Origin of the sequence: Pantoea sp. 18059, assembly GCF_902706165.1 — a bacterium.
GTDB lineage: Bacteria > Pseudomonadota > Gammaproteobacteria > Enterobacterales > Enterobacteriaceae > Pantoea > Pantoea agglomerans.
In genome coordinates this window covers 45,754-63,099 of the sequence record NZ_CACSJS010000002.1, presented here as the reverse complement: position 1 = coordinate 63,099, position 17,346 = coordinate 45,754, and the positions used below count along the sequence as shown (strand labels likewise).

Sequence of the window (17,346 nt, the reverse complement as noted above, 5' to 3'; positions counted from 1 at the left end):
GGTGACTCTCCTGGATTACTGGAAACTGTGCTCTGCCGCCGGATAGGTTCCGGCCTCGACTTCGGCGATATAGTGGCGAATCGCCGCGCGAACATCGCCGGTCTCCGCCAGGAAATTTTTGGCAAATTTGGGAATGTGGCCGCCGGTCACGCCCAGCGCGTCATGCATCACCAGAATCTGACCATCGGTGACATTGCCGGCACCGATACCGATCACCGGGATGGTGAGCGCGTCGGTAATCCGCTGCGCTACCGACACCGGCACACACTCCAGCACCATCAGCTGTGCACCTGCGGCTTCCAGCGCCAGCGCATCGGCCAGCAACTGCTCTGCACCGGCTTCATCCCGGCCCTGTACTTTATAGCCGCCAAAGATATTGACCGACTGCGGTGTCAGGCCCAGATGACCACATACCGGAACGGCCCGCTCGGTCAGCATCTGCACGGTCTCAGCCAGCCAGCTGCCGCCTTCCAGCTTCACCATGTTAGCACCGGCACGCATCAGCTGCGCGGCGTTGTCAAAGGTCTGCTGTGGCGTGGCATAACTCATAAACGGCAGGTCGGCGAGCAGCAGTGCCTGTGGTGCGCCACGGCGCACGGCGGCGGTGTGATAGGCGATGTCGCTGACCGTGACCGGCAGGGTGGAATCATGCCCCTGCACCGTCATCCCTAAAGAATCACCAACCAGCAGCACCTGAATGCCTTCATCGGCAAACAAGCGGGCAAAACTGAAATCGTAGGCGGTCAGGGTCGCGAATTTTTTACCGCTGGCTTTCGCCTGACGCAGATGTGAAATCGTGGTGGGTTTCATGGCGCTCTCAACTCAGGAATTCTGATGGGCGCAGTTTACTGGATAGCGTGAAAGAGCGGAATCAGAGATGTGCGTTTGTCTGCTCAGCCGTGCCACAGCACGATGCTGCTACTGTCGAGGTTAGCCAGGATTGTGCTGAGTGCGCGACCGTCGGGCAGGCGGGCGTCTGGCGCAATCGCCAGCAGGGGCACCAGCATAAACGCGCGATTCAGCAGATCATAGTGCGGCACGATCAGCCGCTCCGTGTTGATGTGCGCCTCGCCAAACAGCATCAGATCGATATCCAGCGTGCGCGGACCCCAGCGTTCTGCCTTGCGCACCCGGCCATGCTCCTGCTCGATCCGCTGGGTATGGTCAAGCAGCGCTTCTGCACTGAGATCGGTCTCCAGCGCCACGGCGGCATTGAGAAAATCGGGCTGATCGGGCGGGCCATAAGGCGGCGTGCGGTAGAACGGCGAGGTAGCGATGCGTTGCGTCTGCGGCAACGCATCCAGTGCGGTCAGCGCTGCATCAACCTGATGCAGCGGATCGGCCAGGTTACTGCCTAACGCGAGGTAAACCCGTGTCATGAGACGTTCTGGTTGTCACGACGCGGTGCGGAAGGACGGCGGCGCGGACGACGCGATTTATTACGCGGCACCGGATCGTCACCCAGGTTATTGAGCATGTTTTTCTGATGCGGCGGCGCAGCCACCTGGAATTCACCCCACCACTGGCTCAGGCGCAGCAGCTCCGGGTTATTTTCCACTTCCGCCCGCAGCGCCAGCAGATCGTAAGCGGCGCGGAATTTCGGATGCTCCATCAGTTTCCAGGCGCGTTTACCGTGACGGCGGGACATGCGTAACTGCAGCAGCCAGATATCGCGAATTAGCGACGTAATACGTTTCGGAATCGCCAGCGCACGGCAGGCTTCGTCCAGCGTATCATTCATCGCCATCGCAAAAGCTTCGAAGTAGGTCAGGCCACTCTCCTGCGCAATGCGTTCTGCCGTTTCAAGCTGCGGATACCAGAACATCGCGGCAAACAGGAACGCCGGGTTAACGCGCATGTCGTTGTGAATGCGGTTATCGGTGTTTTTCAGCACCTGCGCCAGCATCCGCTCCATGTGACTGTCGCTGTTTTCGGTGAAGTTGCGCGCCAGCGTCGGGAACAGTGGCTGGAACAGCTGATATTCACACAGCTTGAGATATGTGCTGTAGCCGTAGCCAGCCTGCAACATCTTCAGCGACTCTTCAAACAGGCGAGCAGGCGGAATATCACGCAACAGCGAGGCCAGACGTGGGATCGGCTCGGCGGTTTCCGGCGCAATGCTCATATTGAGTTTGGCAGCAAAGCGCGCGACGCGCAGCATGCGGACCGGATCTTCGCGGTAGCGGGTTTCCGGATCGCCAATCAGGCGAATGATGCCCTGTTCGAGATCGCTGATGCCGCCGACATAGTCACGCACGCTGAAATCAGCCACGCTGTAGTAGAGGCTGTTGATGGTGAGATCGCGTCGCTGGGCATCATCTTCGATTGAGCCGAAGATGTTGTCGCGCAGCAGCATACCGCTCTGGGCACGCTGCGAGCTGTTGCGATCCTCTTCCGGCTCTTCCGCCTGATGATGTCCACGGAAGGTGGCGACTTCGATCACTTCAGGGCCAAACATCACGTGCGCCAGACGGAAACGACGGCCAACCAGGCGACAGTTGCGGAACAACTTACGCATCTGCTCAGGCGTGGCATTGGTGGTCACGTCGAAATCTTTGGGTTTTTGCCCCAGTAGCAAATCGCGCACGCCACCGCCTACCAGATAGGCTTCATAACCGGCTTTGTTCAGGCGATAGAGCACTTTGAGGGCATTTTCGCTGATGTCTTTACGTGAGATGGTATGGCTTTCACGAGGAATGATGGTCATCAGACGCTCTGGTTCAACCTCTGCTGGGGCTTCCTCTTCATCACGCTTCAGGACTTTCCGGCAAAAATTAGCTACTCGGGTAAAAATGGGACACCTCGACAGTGGCAATTAGGGTGTAGGTAAAATCAGCGGCTAATCATAGCCTGTTGAGAACCGTTTGAGAATGCTGTTGTCTATGCATCCGGTTTCAGGGCGTTCTCTTGCGGCATCAAAGCGATATTCCACTGCGACACCGCATCAGACAGCAGTTTGTCCTGCGTTAAGTCCTGCCAGCCGCCTGAAACCGGCTGTCCGAGGAAGCGTAACGCCGCCACCAACAGGGGTCTGGCATCGCCATCCGGCAGCGCAGGTGCATGATTCTGCTTCGACAACTTATGACCATCGTGGTTAAGCGCCAGCGGCAGATGCAGCCAGTCAGGCACCGGCCAGCCAAATTGCTGGCAGAGCGCAATCTGTCGCACCGTCGGCTCAATCAAATCTGCGCCGCGAACCACTTCGGTAATGCCCTGAAAATGATCATCGACAACGACCGCCAGGTTATAGGCAAACAGGCCATCACGGCGGTGAATAATAAAATCTTCCTGTGCCAGACGCCTGTCCGCCTCCACACGGCCACGCAGACGATCGTCAAACGCAAAGACCGGCGCATGCTGGCGTAAACGCAGCGCGGCATTCTCCGGTCCGCGTTGCCGTTCACGGCAGTAACCATCATAGAAACCGCCAATCTGCTGAATGCGACGCCGGGGGCAGGTGCAGTAATAGCTCTGACGATGCTGCTGCAGCCAGGCCAGCGCGTCACGGTAGGCCTCATGACGTTGTGACTGCCACAGAACCTCGCCATCCCACTCTAAACCGTAGTGCTCCAGCTGATGCAGGATACGGCTGGCGGCACCCGGCACTTCCCGTGGCGGATCGATATCTTCAATCCTCACCCGCCAGACGCCGTTTTGCGCACGCGCGCTCAGGTAACTGCCCAGGGCAGCAATCAGCGATCCGAAGTGGAGTTCACCAGAGGGAGAAGGGGCGAAGCGACCGATACAGGAGGATGACATAGGTTTCAGAAGTGACCACGCAGCGGACAAAACAGCAGTTGTTCCACTGCGTGGTAACAGGCTGGACGCGGCATCAGCCGGCCATTTGTTTCTCACGAATTTCTGCTAACGTCTTACAGTCGATGCAGAGATCGGCAGTAGGACGGGCTTCGAGACGGCGGATACCAATCTCAACGCCACAGGAATCGCAATAGCCGAAGTCGTCATCTTCAACTTTCTTCAGCGTCTTCTCGATCTTTTTGATCAGTTTACGTTCGCGATCGCGGTTACGCAGCTCCAGGCTGAACTCCTCTTCCTGCGCGGCACGGTCAACCGGGTCCGGGAAGTTAGCGGCTTCATCCTGCATATGAGAAACGGTACGATCGACTTCGTCCCGTAATTGATTACGCCAGGCTTCCAGAATCTTGCGAAAATGGGTCAGCTGCGCATCATTCATATACTCTTCGCCAGGCTTCACCTGATAAGGTTCGACGCCAGCAATAGAGAGAATACTCAGGGACGATGTTTTACGGTTTTGACCTTCTTGCATGTTGCTTCTCCTGGATAACACGCACTATACCCTTCGAATTTCGTCTCGCAGGGGCCTTGCTGCCAGCCTGCATTTGACGTCTGCGGGGTACATCGATCCCCCATTGGGGAAAAAAACAGGCCGCTATAAATAACAGAAGCAGTCAGGGTTGGCAATTCTTCATGAACACACCTTGACAAGCCTGTGAGGAACAGCGTAATTGGCCCTTAGCTCAGAACATTCTTAACACATAAAATTGCAAAAGATATTACAAGGTTACGTTGATCGGCGATTTAAGAAACATTCCCTCCGCCGATAAGTCTGCCTGATACGCTAAAACCTCTACGCCCTCCTGCTGCGCCTGAGCCAGTTGTTCTGCATACGCCACATCAATGTGCCGTGCCGGGGAAACGTCCTCAATCCCCGAGTGCAAAACGGCAAACAACAAAACGGCCCGATGACCCTCTGCCGCAACTGTTGCCAGTTCACGCAGGTGTTTCTGTCCTCGAATCGTCACCGCATCCGGAAAATACCCTTTTCCTTCATGTAGAAGGGTTACGGATTTCACCTCAATATAGCAGTTGCGCCGGGCCTCTGCTTTGAGCAGGAAATCAATTCTGCTTTTTTCAGTGCCATATCTCACTTCCGCCTGACGATGCGTATAACCGGCCAGCGCCGGCAGCCGTTCCTGCTTCAGCGCCTCAGCCACCAGTTGGTTGGCGCGCAGCGTATTCACGCAGATCCAGTGGCCCTGTTGCGTTTCGGTCAGCTCCCAGCTGTGGGGGTATTTGCGCGTCAGGCTATCGGACGTCGAATACCAGACCCGATCGCCCGGCGTGGCGCAGCCGGTCATGGCGCCGGTATTGGCGCAGTGAATCGTCAGAACGTCGCCCTCTGGCGTCACCACATCGGCCAAAAAACGTTTGTAACGGGCAATCAGACGGGCGGGTTTAAGGGGCGGAGAGAAGTGCATGTGGATCCTGAGAATGTAATGGCCAGCTAGCCAGGGCGCGATAGCGGGTGCGGCCCCGGGCATATTCAGAGGCGAACAGAGAAAAGGTAGAGACGCGAAAACGCCAGTGAAAGCCGCGCGGCGGTAACGTCACCGGCTGCGTGGCGTGGCGTAACAGCGTGATGTGCGGATGAAACGGCTGGGGGCTCTGGTAACAGCCATGCCGGGCGGCCTGGGCCCGCAGCAGGCTGGCGAGCTGCAACAGACCGCGTGGCGCGCGCTGGCAGCCGAGCCAGACCACGCCGGGGCGCGGCCAGTGTCCGGCATCATCAAGGTCGAGATCAAAACCGGGCTGCACAATACGGGAGGCCAGCGTCTGCAGGCGCTGTGAGGTTTCCGGCGCAACTTCACCCAGAAACGCCAGCGTCAGGTGCAGATTCGCCGCGACCACCGGCTGGCCCGCCTCCGCAGGAAAGGTATCGGCCCGCCAGCGCACCAGCTCTTGCTGCATCTCGTCAGGCAGGCTGATGGCAAAAAATAAGCGTTGTGTCGCCATGGCGCTCTCCGGCAAATATCACGGATGGATGCTACAATGCGCGCCATCTTAGCACAGGCAGAAGCGGAGTTTGCTGTGAGCGATTTACCGGTCAGCGCGGTGCTGCCTGACATCCTGGCGGCGCTGAGTGACGCCCCACAAATCCTGCTGGCTGCACCAACCGGCGCGGGCAAATCGACCTGGCTGCCGCTGCAGTTGTTACAGCAGGCGGCGCTGCCAGGACGGATCATCATGCTGGAGCCACGTCGGCTGGCGGCGCGTAATGTGGCGCAGCGGCTGGCGGAGCAACTCGGCGAGCAGCCGGGTGGCACGGTGGGATTCCGGATGCGTGGCGAAAGCTGCGTCGGGCCGCAGACCCGGCTGGAAGTGGTGACCGAAGGCATGCTCACGCGCATGCTTCAGCACGACCCGATGCTGGAAGGCGTGTCGCTGGTGATCCTCGATGAATTTCACGAGCGCAGCCTGCAGGCCGATCTGGCGCTGGCGCTGCTGCTTGATGTACAGCAGGGGCTGCGCGACGACCTTAAAATCATGCTGATGTCCGCCACGCTGGACAACGCCCGGCTGGCGGCGCTGCTGCCGGATGCGCCACTGATCGTCTCAGAAGGGCGCAGCTATCCGGTTGAGCGGCGTTACGCGTCACTGAATCAGAATGTGCGTTTTGAAGAGGCGGTCGCGCGTGAAGTCGCCCAGCTGCTGCGGGATGAGAGCGGTTCGCTGCTGCTGTTTCTGCCGGGTGTGGCGGAGATCGAACGGGTGAAGCGCGAGCTGGAATCACGCATCAGTGACGACGTTGATCTGACGCCGCTCTATGGCGCACTGCCGCTGGCGGCGCAGCGCCGGGCAATTCTGCCTGCCGCCGACGGCCGCCGCAAAGTGGTGCTTGCCACCAATATCGCCGAAACCAGCCTGACCATTGAGGGGATTCGGCTGGTGGTCGACAGTGCGCTGGAACGCAGCGCTCTGTTTGACGCCCGCAGCGGCGTGACGCGTCTGCAGACCCAGCGAATCAGCCAGGCATCGATGATCCAGCGAGCGGGTCGCGCCGGGCGACTGATGCCGGGACTCTGCCTGCATCTGGTGCCGCAGGAGCAGGCATCACGAGCGGCGGCGCAGAGCGAACCGGAAATCGTTAACAGCGATCTCTCGTCACTGTGGCTGGATCTGCTGCAGTGGGGCTGTACCCAGCCGCAACAGCTGCAGTGGCTGGATCTGCCGCCCGCCAGAAATCTGGATGCGGCGCAGCAGCAGCTGACCCGACTGGGAGCACTGGACAACAACGGCCTGCTCAACACGCTGGGACGGCGCATGGCGCAGCTGGGATGCGATCCCCGACTCGCCGCCATACTGTGTGCCGCAGGCGATGAGCCGGATGCGGTCGCCAGCGCCGCGCTGCTGGTGGCGATTCTGGAAGATCCTCCCCGCAGCGGCAGCGCCGACCTGCGTGATGCGCTGCATCGGCCGCAGGCGCAATGGCAGCGGCGGGCGCAGCAGTGGCAGCAGCGGCTTAAAATCCGTGGCGGGCGCATCGATGAAGATCGTTTCGCCGGATTGCTGGCGGTGGGCTTTGGCGATCGGCTGGCGCGGCGACGCGATCAGAGTGGTCGCTATCAGCTGGCCAACGGGCTGGGCGCCAGACTCGATGAGCAGGATGGCCTGACGCGTAATGAATGGCTGATTGCGCCTGCTCTGTTGCAGGGCAGTGCCACACCGGATGCCCGGATGTTGCTGGCACTGCCGGTCGATATTGAAACGCTGTGCCAGCAGCAGCCCGCCCTGATTGAGCGCCGGACCGAAGTAGAGTGGGACGAAGAGAAAGGCACGCTGCGTGCTTTCAGACGTGAGCAGATTGGCGCGCTGATACTGAAAACCCAGCCGATGGCGCGCCCGGAACCGGAGGTGCTGCACGCGGCCATGCTGCGCTGGATCGCCGAAAAAGGTCTGTCGGTACTGGGCTGGACGCCGGAGGCCGAACAGCTGCGCCTGCGCATCCAGTGTGCGGCCCGGTGGCTGCCGGAAGAGAGCTGGCCCGTGACCGACGATGAAACCCTGCTTGAGAGCCTGTCGCAGTGGCTGTTGCCGCAGATGTCAGCGGTACGCGATCTCCGCAGCCTGCAGGCGGTGAACCTGACCACGGCACTCTTACATTTACTCACATGGTCACAGCGTCAGCGGCTGGATACTGTGCTGCCAACTCATTACACTGTGCCCACCGGAAGCCGGCTGCCAATCCGCTACGATGCGGAGAAGCCGCCCGCGCTGGCGGTAAGGATTCAGGAGATGTTTGGCGAAGCGCAGAATCCCACCGTAGCGGAAGGACGTATTCCGCTGGTGCTGGAGCTGTTATCGCCCGCCCAGCGCCCGTTGCAGATCACCCGCGATCTGGCGGCGTTCTGGCGCGGTGCCTGGCCGGAGGTCAGGAAAGAGATGAAGGGACGTTATCCTAAACATCCCTGGCCCGAGGATCCGGCCACCGCCTTGCCAACAAGGCGAACCAAAAAAATGTCCCCGCAGGGTTGAGTCCGCTGGATCGAATTCAGAGGGTTCTGCCATGCGGCACGCGAGAAAGCAGTTAGAGTAGCGGCGCTGCCGTAAGCACTGCCTGGAGAAGAAAAGTAATGTCTGGGAACGATCGCGAACCAATAGGGCGCAAAGGTAAACCGTTGCCGCCGCGCAGCAGTGCGGGCCGGGGACGACGCAGGGATATCGAACAGGATATCGATCAGGACGATTTTAATGATGACGAGGAGGAAGCGCCGGTGCCACGTAAAGGTAAAGGTGGAAAACCGCCGCGCGGCAAACGCCGTTGGCTGGGATGGGTAATCAAACTGTTCCTGGTGTTTGTGGTGGTCATGGCCGCGTGGGGCATCTACCTCGACTCGGAAATTCGCAGCCGGATTGACGGTAAAGTGTGGCAACTGCCCGCCACCGTCTATGGCCGCATGGTCAGCCTGGAACCCGGCATGGCCTACAACAAAAGTGAAATGGTGGCGCTGCTGGAAGGTACTCAGTATCGCGAAGTCTCCCGTATTACCCGCCCTGGCGAGTTTTCGGTGAAGGGCAACACCATCGATCTGCTGCGTCGCCCGTTTGATTTCCCCGACAGTAAAGAGGGGCAGATCCACGCGCGCATGAGCTTCAGTAAAGATGAGCTGAGCGAGATTAAAAACCTTGAAACCGGTCGTGATTTTGGCTTTTTCCGCCTCGATCCTCGCCTGATCACCATGCTGCAGTCGCCGAACGGTGAACAGCGACTCTTCGTACCGCGCGCCGGTTTCCCGGATCTGCTGGTCGATACGCTGATCGCCACCGAAGATCGCCATTTCTATGAGCATGATGGCATCAGCCCTTACTCCATTGGCCGCGCCTTCCTGGCGAACATCACGGCCGGGAAAGCGGTGCAGGGCGGCAGTACGCTGACGCAGCAGCTGGTGAAGAACCTGTTCCTCACCAACGAGCGTTCGCTGTGGCGTAAAGCGCGTGAAGCCTACATGGCGGTGATCATGGATGCGCGCTACAGCAAAGATCGCATCCTGGAGCTCTACCTGAACGAGGTCTATCTCGGTCAGGCTGGCAGCGATCAGATCCGCGGTTTCCCGCTGGCCAGCCTCTACTACTTTGGCCGTCCGGTTGATGAGCTGAGTCTGGATCAGCAGGCGATGCTGGTCGGCATGGTGAAAGGCGCGTCGCTCTATAATCCGTGGCGTAACCCGAAACTGGCGCTGGAACGACGCAACCTCGTGCTGCGCCTGTTGCAGCAGCAGAAAGTGATCGACCAGGAGCTGTATGACATGCTGTCGGCCCGTCCGCTGGGCGTGCAGCCGAAAGGCGGCGTGATTACGCCGCAGCCGGCCTTTATGCAGATGGTGCGTAACGAGCTTCAGGCAAAACTGGGCGACAAGGTGAAAGATCTCTCCGGGGTGAAAATCTTCACCACGCTGGATCCGGTGTCGCAGGATGCGGCCGAAAAGGCGGTGATCGATGGCATTCCGACGCTGAAAAAACAGCGTGGTCTGAAAGATCTGGAAACCGCGATGGTGGTGGTTGACCGTTTCAGCGGCGAAGTCCGCGCTATGGTCGGCGGTGCCGATCCACAGTATGCCGGTTACAACCGCGCGCTGCAGGCACGCCGCTCTATCGGCTCACTGGCGAAACCGGCGACTTACCTGACCGCGCTGAGCCAGCCAAACAGCTACCGGCTGAACAGCTGGATCGCCGATGAGCCGATTGCGCTGAAGCAGCCAAACGGCAGCATCTGGAAACCGATGAACGACGATCGTCGCTTCAGCGGCAAAGTGATGCTGGTGGATGCGCTGACCAACTCAATGAACGTGCCGACCGTAAACCTCGGCATGACGCTGGGGCTGGATGCGGTAGTGGATACCTGGAATAAGCTGGGCGTGCCGAAAGAGCAGCTGCATCCGGTGCCATCGATGCTGCTGGGTGCCTTAAACCTGACGCCGGTTGAAGTGGCTCAGGCGTTCCAGTCGATTGCCAGCGGCGGCAACCGCGCGTCGCTGTCAGCGGTGCGTTCGGTGATTGCGGAAGATGGCAGCGTGCTCTATCAGAGCTATCCGCAGGCGCAGCGTGTTGAGCCGGCGCAGGCCGCTTATCTGACGCTCTACACCATGCAACAGGTGGCTGACCACGGTACCGCCCGTGCACTGGGCGCGCGTTTCCCGAATGCGCATCTGGCGGGCAAAACCGGTACCACCAACGATCTGGTGGACAGCTGGTTTGCCGGTATTGATGGTAAAGAAGTGGCGATCACCTGGGTGGGACGCGATAACAACCAGCCGACCAAACTCTATGGTGCCAGCGGCGCGATGCAGCTCTACCGTCGCTACCTGGACATTCAGGCCCCGATGCCGTTACAGCTGACGCCGCCGGAAGATGTGTCGCTGATGAATGTGGATTCTGCCGGTAACTTTGTCTGCGGCACGGGCAGCAGTACCTGGCGTTCTCTGCCGGTGTGGGCGCTGGATCCGAATGCGCTGTGTCAGCAACAGCAGCAGCAGGTTCAGCAGCAACAACAGCTCTTCGATCAGCAGCAGCAACAACAGCAACAGCAGCAGCCGCAACAACCGGCCCAGCAACAGCAGGAGCAGAAAGATAGCGACGGCGTAGCAGGGTGGATAAAAGATATGTTTGGCAAATAAATCAGTCAGACAGGTTAAAAAGGGCGCTTCGGCGCCCTTTTTTTGTTCCTGATCAATACGCGTCAATCGGCCTGCAAACGGCGTCACTACTGGGATTTCTTCTTGCAGTGCCTGCTGAATTTCGCATATTATCTAAGCGTTATAATAATCATTATCGTTTCGATTCGCCTGCCTGAGCCTATTGTTAAGAGACACTTTTATGAATGCGCGAACGACTTTTTCTGACAACACCAAAAAAACATTTTCCCGACCGCTTCTGGGCATCATGATCTCACTGAGCCTGAGCTCCTCTCTTTACGCCGCGCAGACGGAGACGATGGTCGTCTCGGCTGATGGCGGCAGCGGCGTCGAGGCGGAAAGCGCCTGGGGACCAGCACCCACCGTGGCAGCGAAACGCAGCGCCACCGGGACCAAAACTGATACCCCCATTGAAAAAAATCCGCAGTCCATCTCCGTGGTCACCCGTGAAGAGATGGAGATGCGTAACGTAACCAGCGTGAAAGGGGCGTTTAACTACACGCCTGGCGTGCTGACCGGTAACCGGGGCAGCTCAGACGTGATTGATGCGCTGTCGATTCGCGGTTTCAGCGAAACCAACACCAATCAGTATCTGGATGGTCTGAAACTGCAGGGTGACAACTACTCTGAGTTTGCCATCGATCCTTACTTCCTGGAACGCGCTGAACTGCTGCGCGGCCCGGTTTCGGTGCTCTACGGTAAGAGCAATCCCGGCGGGGTGGTCTCGCTGGTGAGTAAGCGTCCGACCCAGGAAACCCTGCGCGAAGTGCAGTTCCAGATGGGCAACGACAACCTCTTCTCGACCGGTTTTGACTTTGGCGGCGCGCTGGACGACGACGGCGTCTACAGCTATCGCCTGACCGGCCAGGCGCGCAGTCAGGATGCGCAGCAGGCGATGAACAAAGAGAAGCGCTACACCATCGCACCGGCTTTCAGCTGGCGTCCCGACGATCGGACCCGCATTGACCTGCTGACCTATTTCCAGAACGAGCCAGAAACCGGTTATTACGGCTGGCTGCCGCGTCAGGGCACGGTGGTACCGATCACCCGCGCTGATGGCAGCCAGTACAAACTGCCAACCAACTTTGATGAAGGCGAGCAGAGCAACAAGATTTCACGCAACACCAAAATGGTCGGTTATAACGCCGAGCACAGCTTTAACGACACCTGGACGCTGCGCCAGAACCTGCGTTATGCCGACCTGCGCACCGATTACCGCAGCATTTACGGCAATGGTTTCCTGCCGGAGACTCAGCAAATCACGCGCGGTTCGGCGGTTTCAGAAGAGAAGCTTAACCAACTGGCGGTCGATACCCAGGCGCAGGCGAAATTCGCCACCGGCCAGGTTGATCATACGCTGCTGCTGGGCGTGGACTTCCAGCGTACCCGCAATGATATCGATGCACAGTTTGGCACTGCCTCCAGCCTGAATGCGGTTAATCCGCAATATGGCGATAACAGCGTAACGCCATTTGCCGATCCCTATCAGCATCTCAACAAACAGCGTCAGACCGGCCTCTATGCTCAGGACCAGATGGAGTGGAACCGCTGGGTGCTGACGCTGGGTGGCCGCTACGACTATGCCATGAACTCGGTTTACGATCGGGTAGCGGATAGCGTTGATCGCCAGAACGATCAGGCCTTTACCTGGCGCGGCGGCCTGAACTATGTGTTTGATAACGGCATCGCGCCTTACTTCAGCTACAGCGAAGCTTTTATTCCGAATGCGGGTTCGACCTATGAGGGTCAGGCATTTGATCCGTCACGCGCTAAGCAGTATGAAGCGGGCGTGAAATATGTACCGAAAGATCGTCCGGTGGTGCTCACCGCAGCGCTTTATCAGCTGACCAAAACCAAAAACCTGACTGCCGATCCCGATCCTGACAGAACTCTTTTCAGCGTTCAGAGCGGTGAAATCCGGTCACGGGGCGTAGAGCTGGAAGCTAAAGCGGCGCTGAATGCCAACGTTAACCTGACGGCGTCCTACACCTACACCGATGCGGAATATACCGAAGATACGCTGCTGAAAGGCAAAACGCCGGTGCAGGTGCCGAAGCACATGGCCTCACTGTGGAGCGACTACACCTTCCACGAGACCGCTTTGTCAGGCGTAACGCTGGGCGCAGGTGTGCGTTATGTCGGTGAGAGTCAGGGCCTTTACAGCACTGGCACTGAGCAGAACCAGAACTTTAAAGTTGCCGGTTACACCACGGTGGATGCGGCGCTGAAATATGATCTGGGTCGTTTCGGTTTGCCGGGTTCGACAGTGGGCGTCAACGTCAACAATCTGTTTGACCGCGACTACGTCGCCAGCTGCTATCGTGAATACGCCTGCTACTGGGGTGCGGAGCGCCAGATTGTCGGCACCGCGACCTTCAGATTCTGATTTAACCGGGCGCTTCGGCGCCCGTTCACAGGGATAACCATGCCGCATCCGCACGCAGAAGAGGCGACCTTTACGCTGAAAAACGCCAGTTTTGAAGTGCCGGGCCGGACGCTCCTTCAGCCACTGTCGCTGACCTTTCCGCCGGGAAAAGTGACCGGGCTGATCGGTCACAACGGCTCGGGCAAATCAACACTGTTAAAAATGCTGGGTCGTCACCACGCGGCCAGCAGCGGAGAAGTGCTGTTGAATCAGCAGCCCGTCGGGCGCTGGAACAGCAAAGCCTTTGCCCGTCAGGTAGCCTATCTGCCGCAGCAGTTACCGGCAGCCGAAGGGATGACGGTGCGTGAACTGGTGGCGATTGGCCGCTATCCCTGGCACGGCGCGCTGGGGCGCTTTGGTCAGGAAGATCGCGACCGGGTAGAGGATGCGATTGCCCAGGTCGGGCTTAATGCCTTTGCCGGACGGCTGGTAGATAGCCTGTCGGGCGGCGAGCGTCAGCGCGCCTGGCTGGCGATGATGGTGGCGCAGAACAGCCGCTGTCTGCTGCTGGATGAACCGACGTCGGCGCTGGATATTGCCCATCAGGTTGAGGTGCTGGCGCTGATAAAAGCGCTGAGCCAGCAGCACGGCTTAACCGTGATTGCGGTGCTGCATGATATCAATATGGCAGCACGCTACTGCGATCATCTGGTGGCACTGCGTCAGGGCGCGATGATTGCCGAAGGTGACGCAGAGGCGATTATGCAGCCTGAGGTGCTCGGTGCGATTTATGGCATTCCGATGGGCATTTTACCGCACCCGCAGGGCGGCGCGCCGGTCAGTTTTGTCTGTTAAGGAGAGGATGATGCCCGATCTTAATCGCCGCCGACTGATGCTGGCGCTGGCAGTCTCTCCGCTGTTTTGTGCGCTTCCCCTGCGTGCCGCCACGCCAAATCCGGGTCGGATTATTGCACTGGAGTGGTTACCCACCGAACTGCTGATAGCACTAGGCGTCACGCCCTGGGGCGTGGCCGATCTGCACAACTACAACATCTGGGTAGGGGAGCCGCCGCTGCCTGAAGGCGTGATCGATGTAGGTCTGCGCACTGAACCCAATCTTGAGCTGATGGCGCAAATGCAGCCGTCGCTGATCCTCTGCTCCAACGGCTACGGCCCGCCTAAAGAGAAACTGACGCGCATCGCGCCCATTATGGGCTTCGACCTCCACAGCGGCGACGGGAAACCTCTCACTGCCGCGCGCGCATCGCTGCGTCAGCTGGCGGCGCGCCTTGGATTAAGCGCGCGAGCGGAACAGCATCTGCGCGAGGTCGATGATCAGCTGGCGGCGGCGCGCCAGCGGCTGGCTCCCTATGCCGGACGCACTATCCTGCTGATGTCGCTGCTCGACAGTCGTCACGCCATTACCTTCGGCAAAAACAGTCTGTTTCTGGAAGTGATGACTCTGCTGGGCCTGAAAAATGGCTGGCAGGGCGAAACAAATTTCTGGGGCAGCGCGGTGATCGGCATTGAAAAGCTGGCGCAGGTCGGGGATGTGGATGTCATCTGCTTTGATCATGATAACGATGCGGAGATGCAGCAACTGATGCGCAGCCCGCTGTGGCAGTCGCTGCCGTTTGTACGCACCGGACGCTTTCAGCGCGTCCCGGCCGTCTGGTATTACGGTGCGACGCTCTCGGCGCTGCACTTTGTTCGCGTGCTGGAACGCGCGCTGGAGACGCACTGATGCGCCATGCTCTGTTTCCCGCAGGCCTCCTCAGCCTGCTGTTTCTGCTGGCGCTCAGCCTGACGCTGGTCAATCTGCATCAGGCGTTGCCACAGGCTGAATGGTGGCAGGCACTCTGGTCACCGGTGGTCGATAGCCTGCCGCAGATGGTGTTTCACTACAGCCTGCTGCCGCGCACGGTACTGGCGCTGCTGGTGGGTGCCGGGCTGGGCTTAGCCGGTCTGCTGTTTCAGCAGATATTGCGTAATCCGCTGGCGGAGCCAACCACGCTGGGCGTCTCTTCCGGTGCACAGCTGGGCATTACCGTGGCGACGCTGTGGCATCTGCCGGGCGGGGCGCTGACACAGCAGTTTGCCGCGCTCAGTGGCGCGCTGCTGGTGGGCGCGCTGGTGTTTGGTGTGGCCTGGGGCAAACGTCTGTCGCCGGTAACGCTGATTCTGGCCGGGCTGGTGCTGAGCCTCTACAGCGGCGCGGTGAATCAAATCTTCGCTATCTTCAATCACGATCAGCTGCAGAACATGTTTCTGTGGAGCACCGGCGCGCTGAATCAGATGAGCTGGGAAAATGTGCAGCAACTCTGGCCGCGCCTGCTGCTGGCGTTTGTGCTGGCGCTGGCGCTGCTGCGTCCGCTGACGCTGATGGGGCTGGATGATGGCGTAGCGAAAAACCTTGGCCTTGCGCTCTCCGTGGCGCGTGTCGGTGGCCTCGGGCTGGCGATCCTGCTCAGCGCACAGCTGGTCAACGTCGCCGGTATCATCGGCTTTATCGGGCTGTTTGCGCCGCTGCTGGCGAAGATGCTGGGTGGACGACGGCTCATCACCCGGATGCTGCTGGCTCCGCTGACTGGCGCGCTGCTGCTGTGGCTGGCGGACAGTTGCGTGTTGTGGCTCAGCACTCACTGGCGCGATATCCCGACCGGCACCGCCACGGCGCTGCTCGGCGTACCGATTCTGCTGTGGCTGCTGCCGCGACTGCGCACCGGTTCGGTGCCGCCCGCGCTGAATCAGGGTGATAAGGTGCCCGTCGAGCGACAGAACCTGCTGCGCTGGGCGCTGACCGGGCTTGCCATCCTGGCACTGCTGGGGTGGGGCGGTCTGGCGTTTGGGCGAGATGCGCAGGGCTGGGTCTGGTCTGCGGGTGAGATGCTGCAATCGCTGCTGCCGTGGCGCGCACCGCGCGTGCTGGCCGCGCTGGTGACCGGCCTGATGCTGGGCGTGGCGGGGAGTCTGATTCAGCGGCTAACCGGCAATCCCATGGCCAGCCCGGAAGTGCTGGGCATCAGTTCGGGTGCCGCTTTTGGCGTGGTGATGATGATGTTCTTTGTGCCGGGCGATGCGCTGGCCTGGCTGCTGCCCGCCGGTGCGCTGGGCGCGGCGCTGACGTTGCTGGTGATCATGGCGGTAGCCAGTCGGGGCGGCTTCTCGCCGGAACGAATGCTGCTGGCGGGCATGGCGCTTAACAGCGCCTTTGTCACCCTGCTGATGCTACTGCTGGCGAGTGGCGATCCGCGTATGGGCGGGCTGCTGAGCTGGATCTCCGGCTCGACCTATAACATCAGCGGCACTCAGGCGGTTCAGAGCGCAATCTGCGCGCTGGTGCTGGTGTCGCTGGCACCGCTGGCCAGTCGCTGGCTGACGTTGCTGCCGCTGGGAAGCGCTACCGCACGCTCGGCCGGTATGGCGTTGACGCCTGCGCGGCTGAGTCTGCTGCTGCTGGCGGCCGCGCTGACCGCCAGCGCGACACTGACTATCGGTCCGCTGAGTTTTGTCGGACTAATGGCGCCCCATATGGCGCGCATGCTGGGATTCCGGCGGGCGTTACCGCAACTGCTGCTGTCAGGATTACTGGGGGCGGGATTGATGGTGCTGGCTGACTGGTGCGGACGGATGCTGGCATTCCCGGATCAGATCCCAGCCGGGCTGATGGCGACCTTTTTAGGCGCGCCTTACTTTATCTGGCTGCTGCGGCGTTCAGGTTAAGAGGAAAAAGCAGGCTGGTTTCAGACGCCGGCCAGATCCAAAGTAGGGTGAATCTGACAACAACGAAGAAGCTCAATGCGCAGGAAATTGGGTCAGAGGAGGAAAGCGTCCCGCGCCAGGGACAAAAACGCCGGGAGCGTTTTTGAACAACGCGAAGCGTTGGCCCGGCAACGGGCGCACCTCATGGATGAGGTGCGTAATCGCCCGGGCCGAGCGAGTCATGGATGACGGCTTTCGCGCCTTTCCGATCTGACCCTGTTTCCTGTGCGTGCACCCTCTCACAACAGAGCGGGGCAAGCCTCATCA

General features: G+C 59.8%; 13 protein-coding genes. 6 read left to right on the top strand and 7 right to left on the bottom strand.

Translation table 11 applies throughout. The features are described from left to right. Positions 1 to 15 precede the first annotated feature (15 nt). From panB to thpR, 7 genes are all read right to left on the bottom strand, one after another. Positions 16 to 810, bottom strand: coding sequence for a 3-methyl-2-oxobutanoate hydroxymethyltransferase (gene panB / locus GVJ63_RS07130; protein ID WP_010254026.1), 795 nt, complete (start codon positions 808 to 810; stop codon positions 16 to 18). A gap of 83 nt (positions 811 to 893) precedes the next feature. After that, positions 894 to 1,379, bottom strand: coding sequence for a 2-amino-4-hydroxy-6-hydroxymethyldihydropteridine diphosphokinase (gene folK / locus GVJ63_RS07125; protein ID WP_159226628.1), 486 nt, complete (start codon positions 1,377 to 1,379; stop codon positions 894 to 896). Beyond that, positions 1,376 to 2,794, bottom strand: coding sequence for a polynucleotide adenylyltransferase PcnB (gene pcnB, locus GVJ63_RS07120; RefSeq protein WP_203583884.1), 1,419 nt, complete (start codon positions 2,792 to 2,794; stop codon positions 1,376 to 1,378). The genes folK and pcnB overlap by 4 nt, the downstream gene beginning before the upstream one ends. 86 nt (positions 2,795 to 2,880) lie before the next feature. Further along, on the bottom strand, positions 2,881 to 3,759 hold the full coding sequence (gene gluQRS / locus GVJ63_RS07115; protein ID WP_010254032.1) for a tRNA glutamyl-Q(34) synthetase GluQRS: 879 nt from the start codon (positions 3,757 to 3,759) through the stop codon (positions 2,881 to 2,883). Between the two features lie 73 nt (positions 3,760 to 3,832). Further along, positions 3,833 to 4,288: an RNA polymerase-binding protein DksA gene (dksA, locus tag GVJ63_RS07110; protein WP_010254035.1), complete on the bottom strand. Its 456-nt coding sequence runs from the start codon at positions 4,286 to 4,288 to the stop codon at positions 3,833 to 3,835. Positions 4,289 to 4,535: 247 nt separating this feature from the next. Continuing rightward, the gene (gene sfsA / locus GVJ63_RS07105; protein ID WP_050679564.1) at positions 4,536 to 5,240 is read right to left on the bottom strand and encodes a DNA/RNA nuclease SfsA; all 705 of its coding nucleotides are present in this window, start codon (positions 5,238 to 5,240) and stop codon (positions 4,536 to 4,538) included. Further along, positions 5,218 to 5,775, bottom strand: a complete 558-nt coding sequence (thpR, locus tag GVJ63_RS07100; RefSeq protein ID WP_010671851.1) for an RNA 2',3'-cyclic phosphodiesterase — start codon at positions 5,773 to 5,775, stop codon at positions 5,218 to 5,220. Before thpR ends, sfsA begins: the two co-directional genes overlap by 23 nt. A 36-nt stretch (positions 5,776 to 5,811) precedes the next feature. Here thpR and hrpB point away from each other — a divergent pair, with 36 nt between their 5' ends. From hrpB to fhuB, 6 genes are all read left to right on the top strand, one after another. Continuing rightward, on the top strand, positions 5,812 to 8,295 hold the full coding sequence (gene hrpB / locus GVJ63_RS07095) for an ATP-dependent helicase HrpB (RefSeq protein WP_159226627.1): 2,484 nt from the start codon (positions 5,812 to 5,814) through the stop codon (positions 8,293 to 8,295). A 98-nt stretch (positions 8,296 to 8,393) separates the two neighbouring features. Then, positions 8,394 to 10,934 (top strand): bifunctional glycosyl transferase/transpeptidase, encoded by a 2,541-nt coding sequence (gene mrcB / locus GVJ63_RS07090; protein WP_010671853.1) that lies wholly within the window; start codon positions 8,394 to 8,396, stop codon positions 10,932 to 10,934. Between the two features lie 199 nt (positions 10,935 to 11,133). Beyond that, positions 11,134 to 13,338, top strand: a complete 2,205-nt coding sequence (fhuA, locus tag GVJ63_RS07085) for a ferrichrome porin FhuA (protein ID WP_159226626.1) — start codon at positions 11,134 to 11,136, stop codon at positions 13,336 to 13,338. Positions 13,339 to 13,377: 39 nt separating this feature from the next. Then, positions 13,378 to 14,172 (top strand): Fe3+-hydroxamate ABC transporter ATP-binding protein FhuC, encoded by a 795-nt coding sequence (gene fhuC, locus GVJ63_RS07080; protein ID WP_159226625.1) that lies wholly within the window; start codon positions 13,378 to 13,380, stop codon positions 14,170 to 14,172. A 10-nt stretch (positions 14,173 to 14,182) separates the two neighbouring features. Next, a complete protein-coding gene (gene fhuD, locus GVJ63_RS07075) occupies positions 14,183 to 15,061 on the top strand; it encodes a Fe(3+)-hydroxamate ABC transporter substrate-binding protein FhuD (RefSeq protein WP_022625447.1) in 879 nt (292 codons plus the stop codon). After that, positions 15,061 to 17,040: a Fe(3+)-hydroxamate ABC transporter permease FhuB gene (fhuB, locus tag GVJ63_RS07070; RefSeq protein WP_159226624.1), complete on the top strand. Its 1,980-nt coding sequence runs from the start codon at positions 15,061 to 15,063 to the stop codon at positions 17,038 to 17,040. The genes fhuD and fhuB overlap by 1 nt, the downstream gene beginning before the upstream one ends. Positions 17,041 to 17,346: the final 306 nt, after the last annotated feature.

What these genes read in the sequence shown, in the direction of transcription:
- thpR (WP_010671851.1), bottom strand. Translation starts at nt 5,775, where the DNA reads ATGGCGACACAACGCTTATTTTTTGCCATCAGCCTGCCTGACGAGATG.
- dksA (WP_010254035.1), bottom strand. Translation starts at nt 4,288, where the DNA reads ATGCAAGAAGGTCAAAACCGTAAAACATCGTCCCTGAGTATTCTCTCT.
- sfsA (WP_050679564.1), bottom strand. Translation starts at nt 5,240, where the DNA reads ATGCACTTCTCTCCGCCCCTTAAACCCGCCCGTCTGATTGCCCGTTAC.
- mrcB (WP_010671853.1), top strand. Translation starts at nt 8,394, where the DNA reads ATGTCTGGGAACGATCGCGAACCAATAGGGCGCAAAGGTAAACCGTTG.
- fhuC (WP_159226625.1), top strand. Translation starts at nt 13,378, where the DNA reads ATGCCGCATCCGCACGCAGAAGAGGCGACCTTTACGCTGAAAAACGCC.
- panB (WP_010254026.1), bottom strand. Translation starts at nt 810, where the DNA reads ATGAAACCCACCACGATTTCACATCTGCGTCAGGCGAAAGCCAGCGGT.
- gluQRS (WP_010254032.1), bottom strand. Translation starts at nt 3,759, where the DNA reads ATGTCATCCTCCTGTATCGGTCGCTTCGCCCCTTCTCCCTCTGGTGAA.
- fhuB (WP_159226624.1), top strand. Translation starts at nt 15,061, where the DNA reads ATGCGCCATGCTCTGTTTCCCGCAGGCCTCCTCAGCCTGCTGTTTCTG.
- hrpB (WP_159226627.1), top strand. Translation starts at nt 5,812, where the DNA reads ATGCGCGCCATCTTAGCACAGGCAGAAGCGGAGTTTGCTGTGAGCGAT.
- fhuD (WP_022625447.1), top strand. Translation starts at nt 14,183, where the DNA reads ATGCCCGATCTTAATCGCCGCCGACTGATGCTGGCGCTGGCAGTCTCT.
- folK (WP_159226628.1), bottom strand. Translation starts at nt 1,379, where the DNA reads ATGACACGGGTTTACCTCGCGTTAGGCAGTAACCTGGCCGATCCGCTG.
- fhuA (WP_159226626.1), top strand. Translation starts at nt 11,134, where the DNA reads ATGAATGCGCGAACGACTTTTTCTGACAACACCAAAAAAACATTTTCC.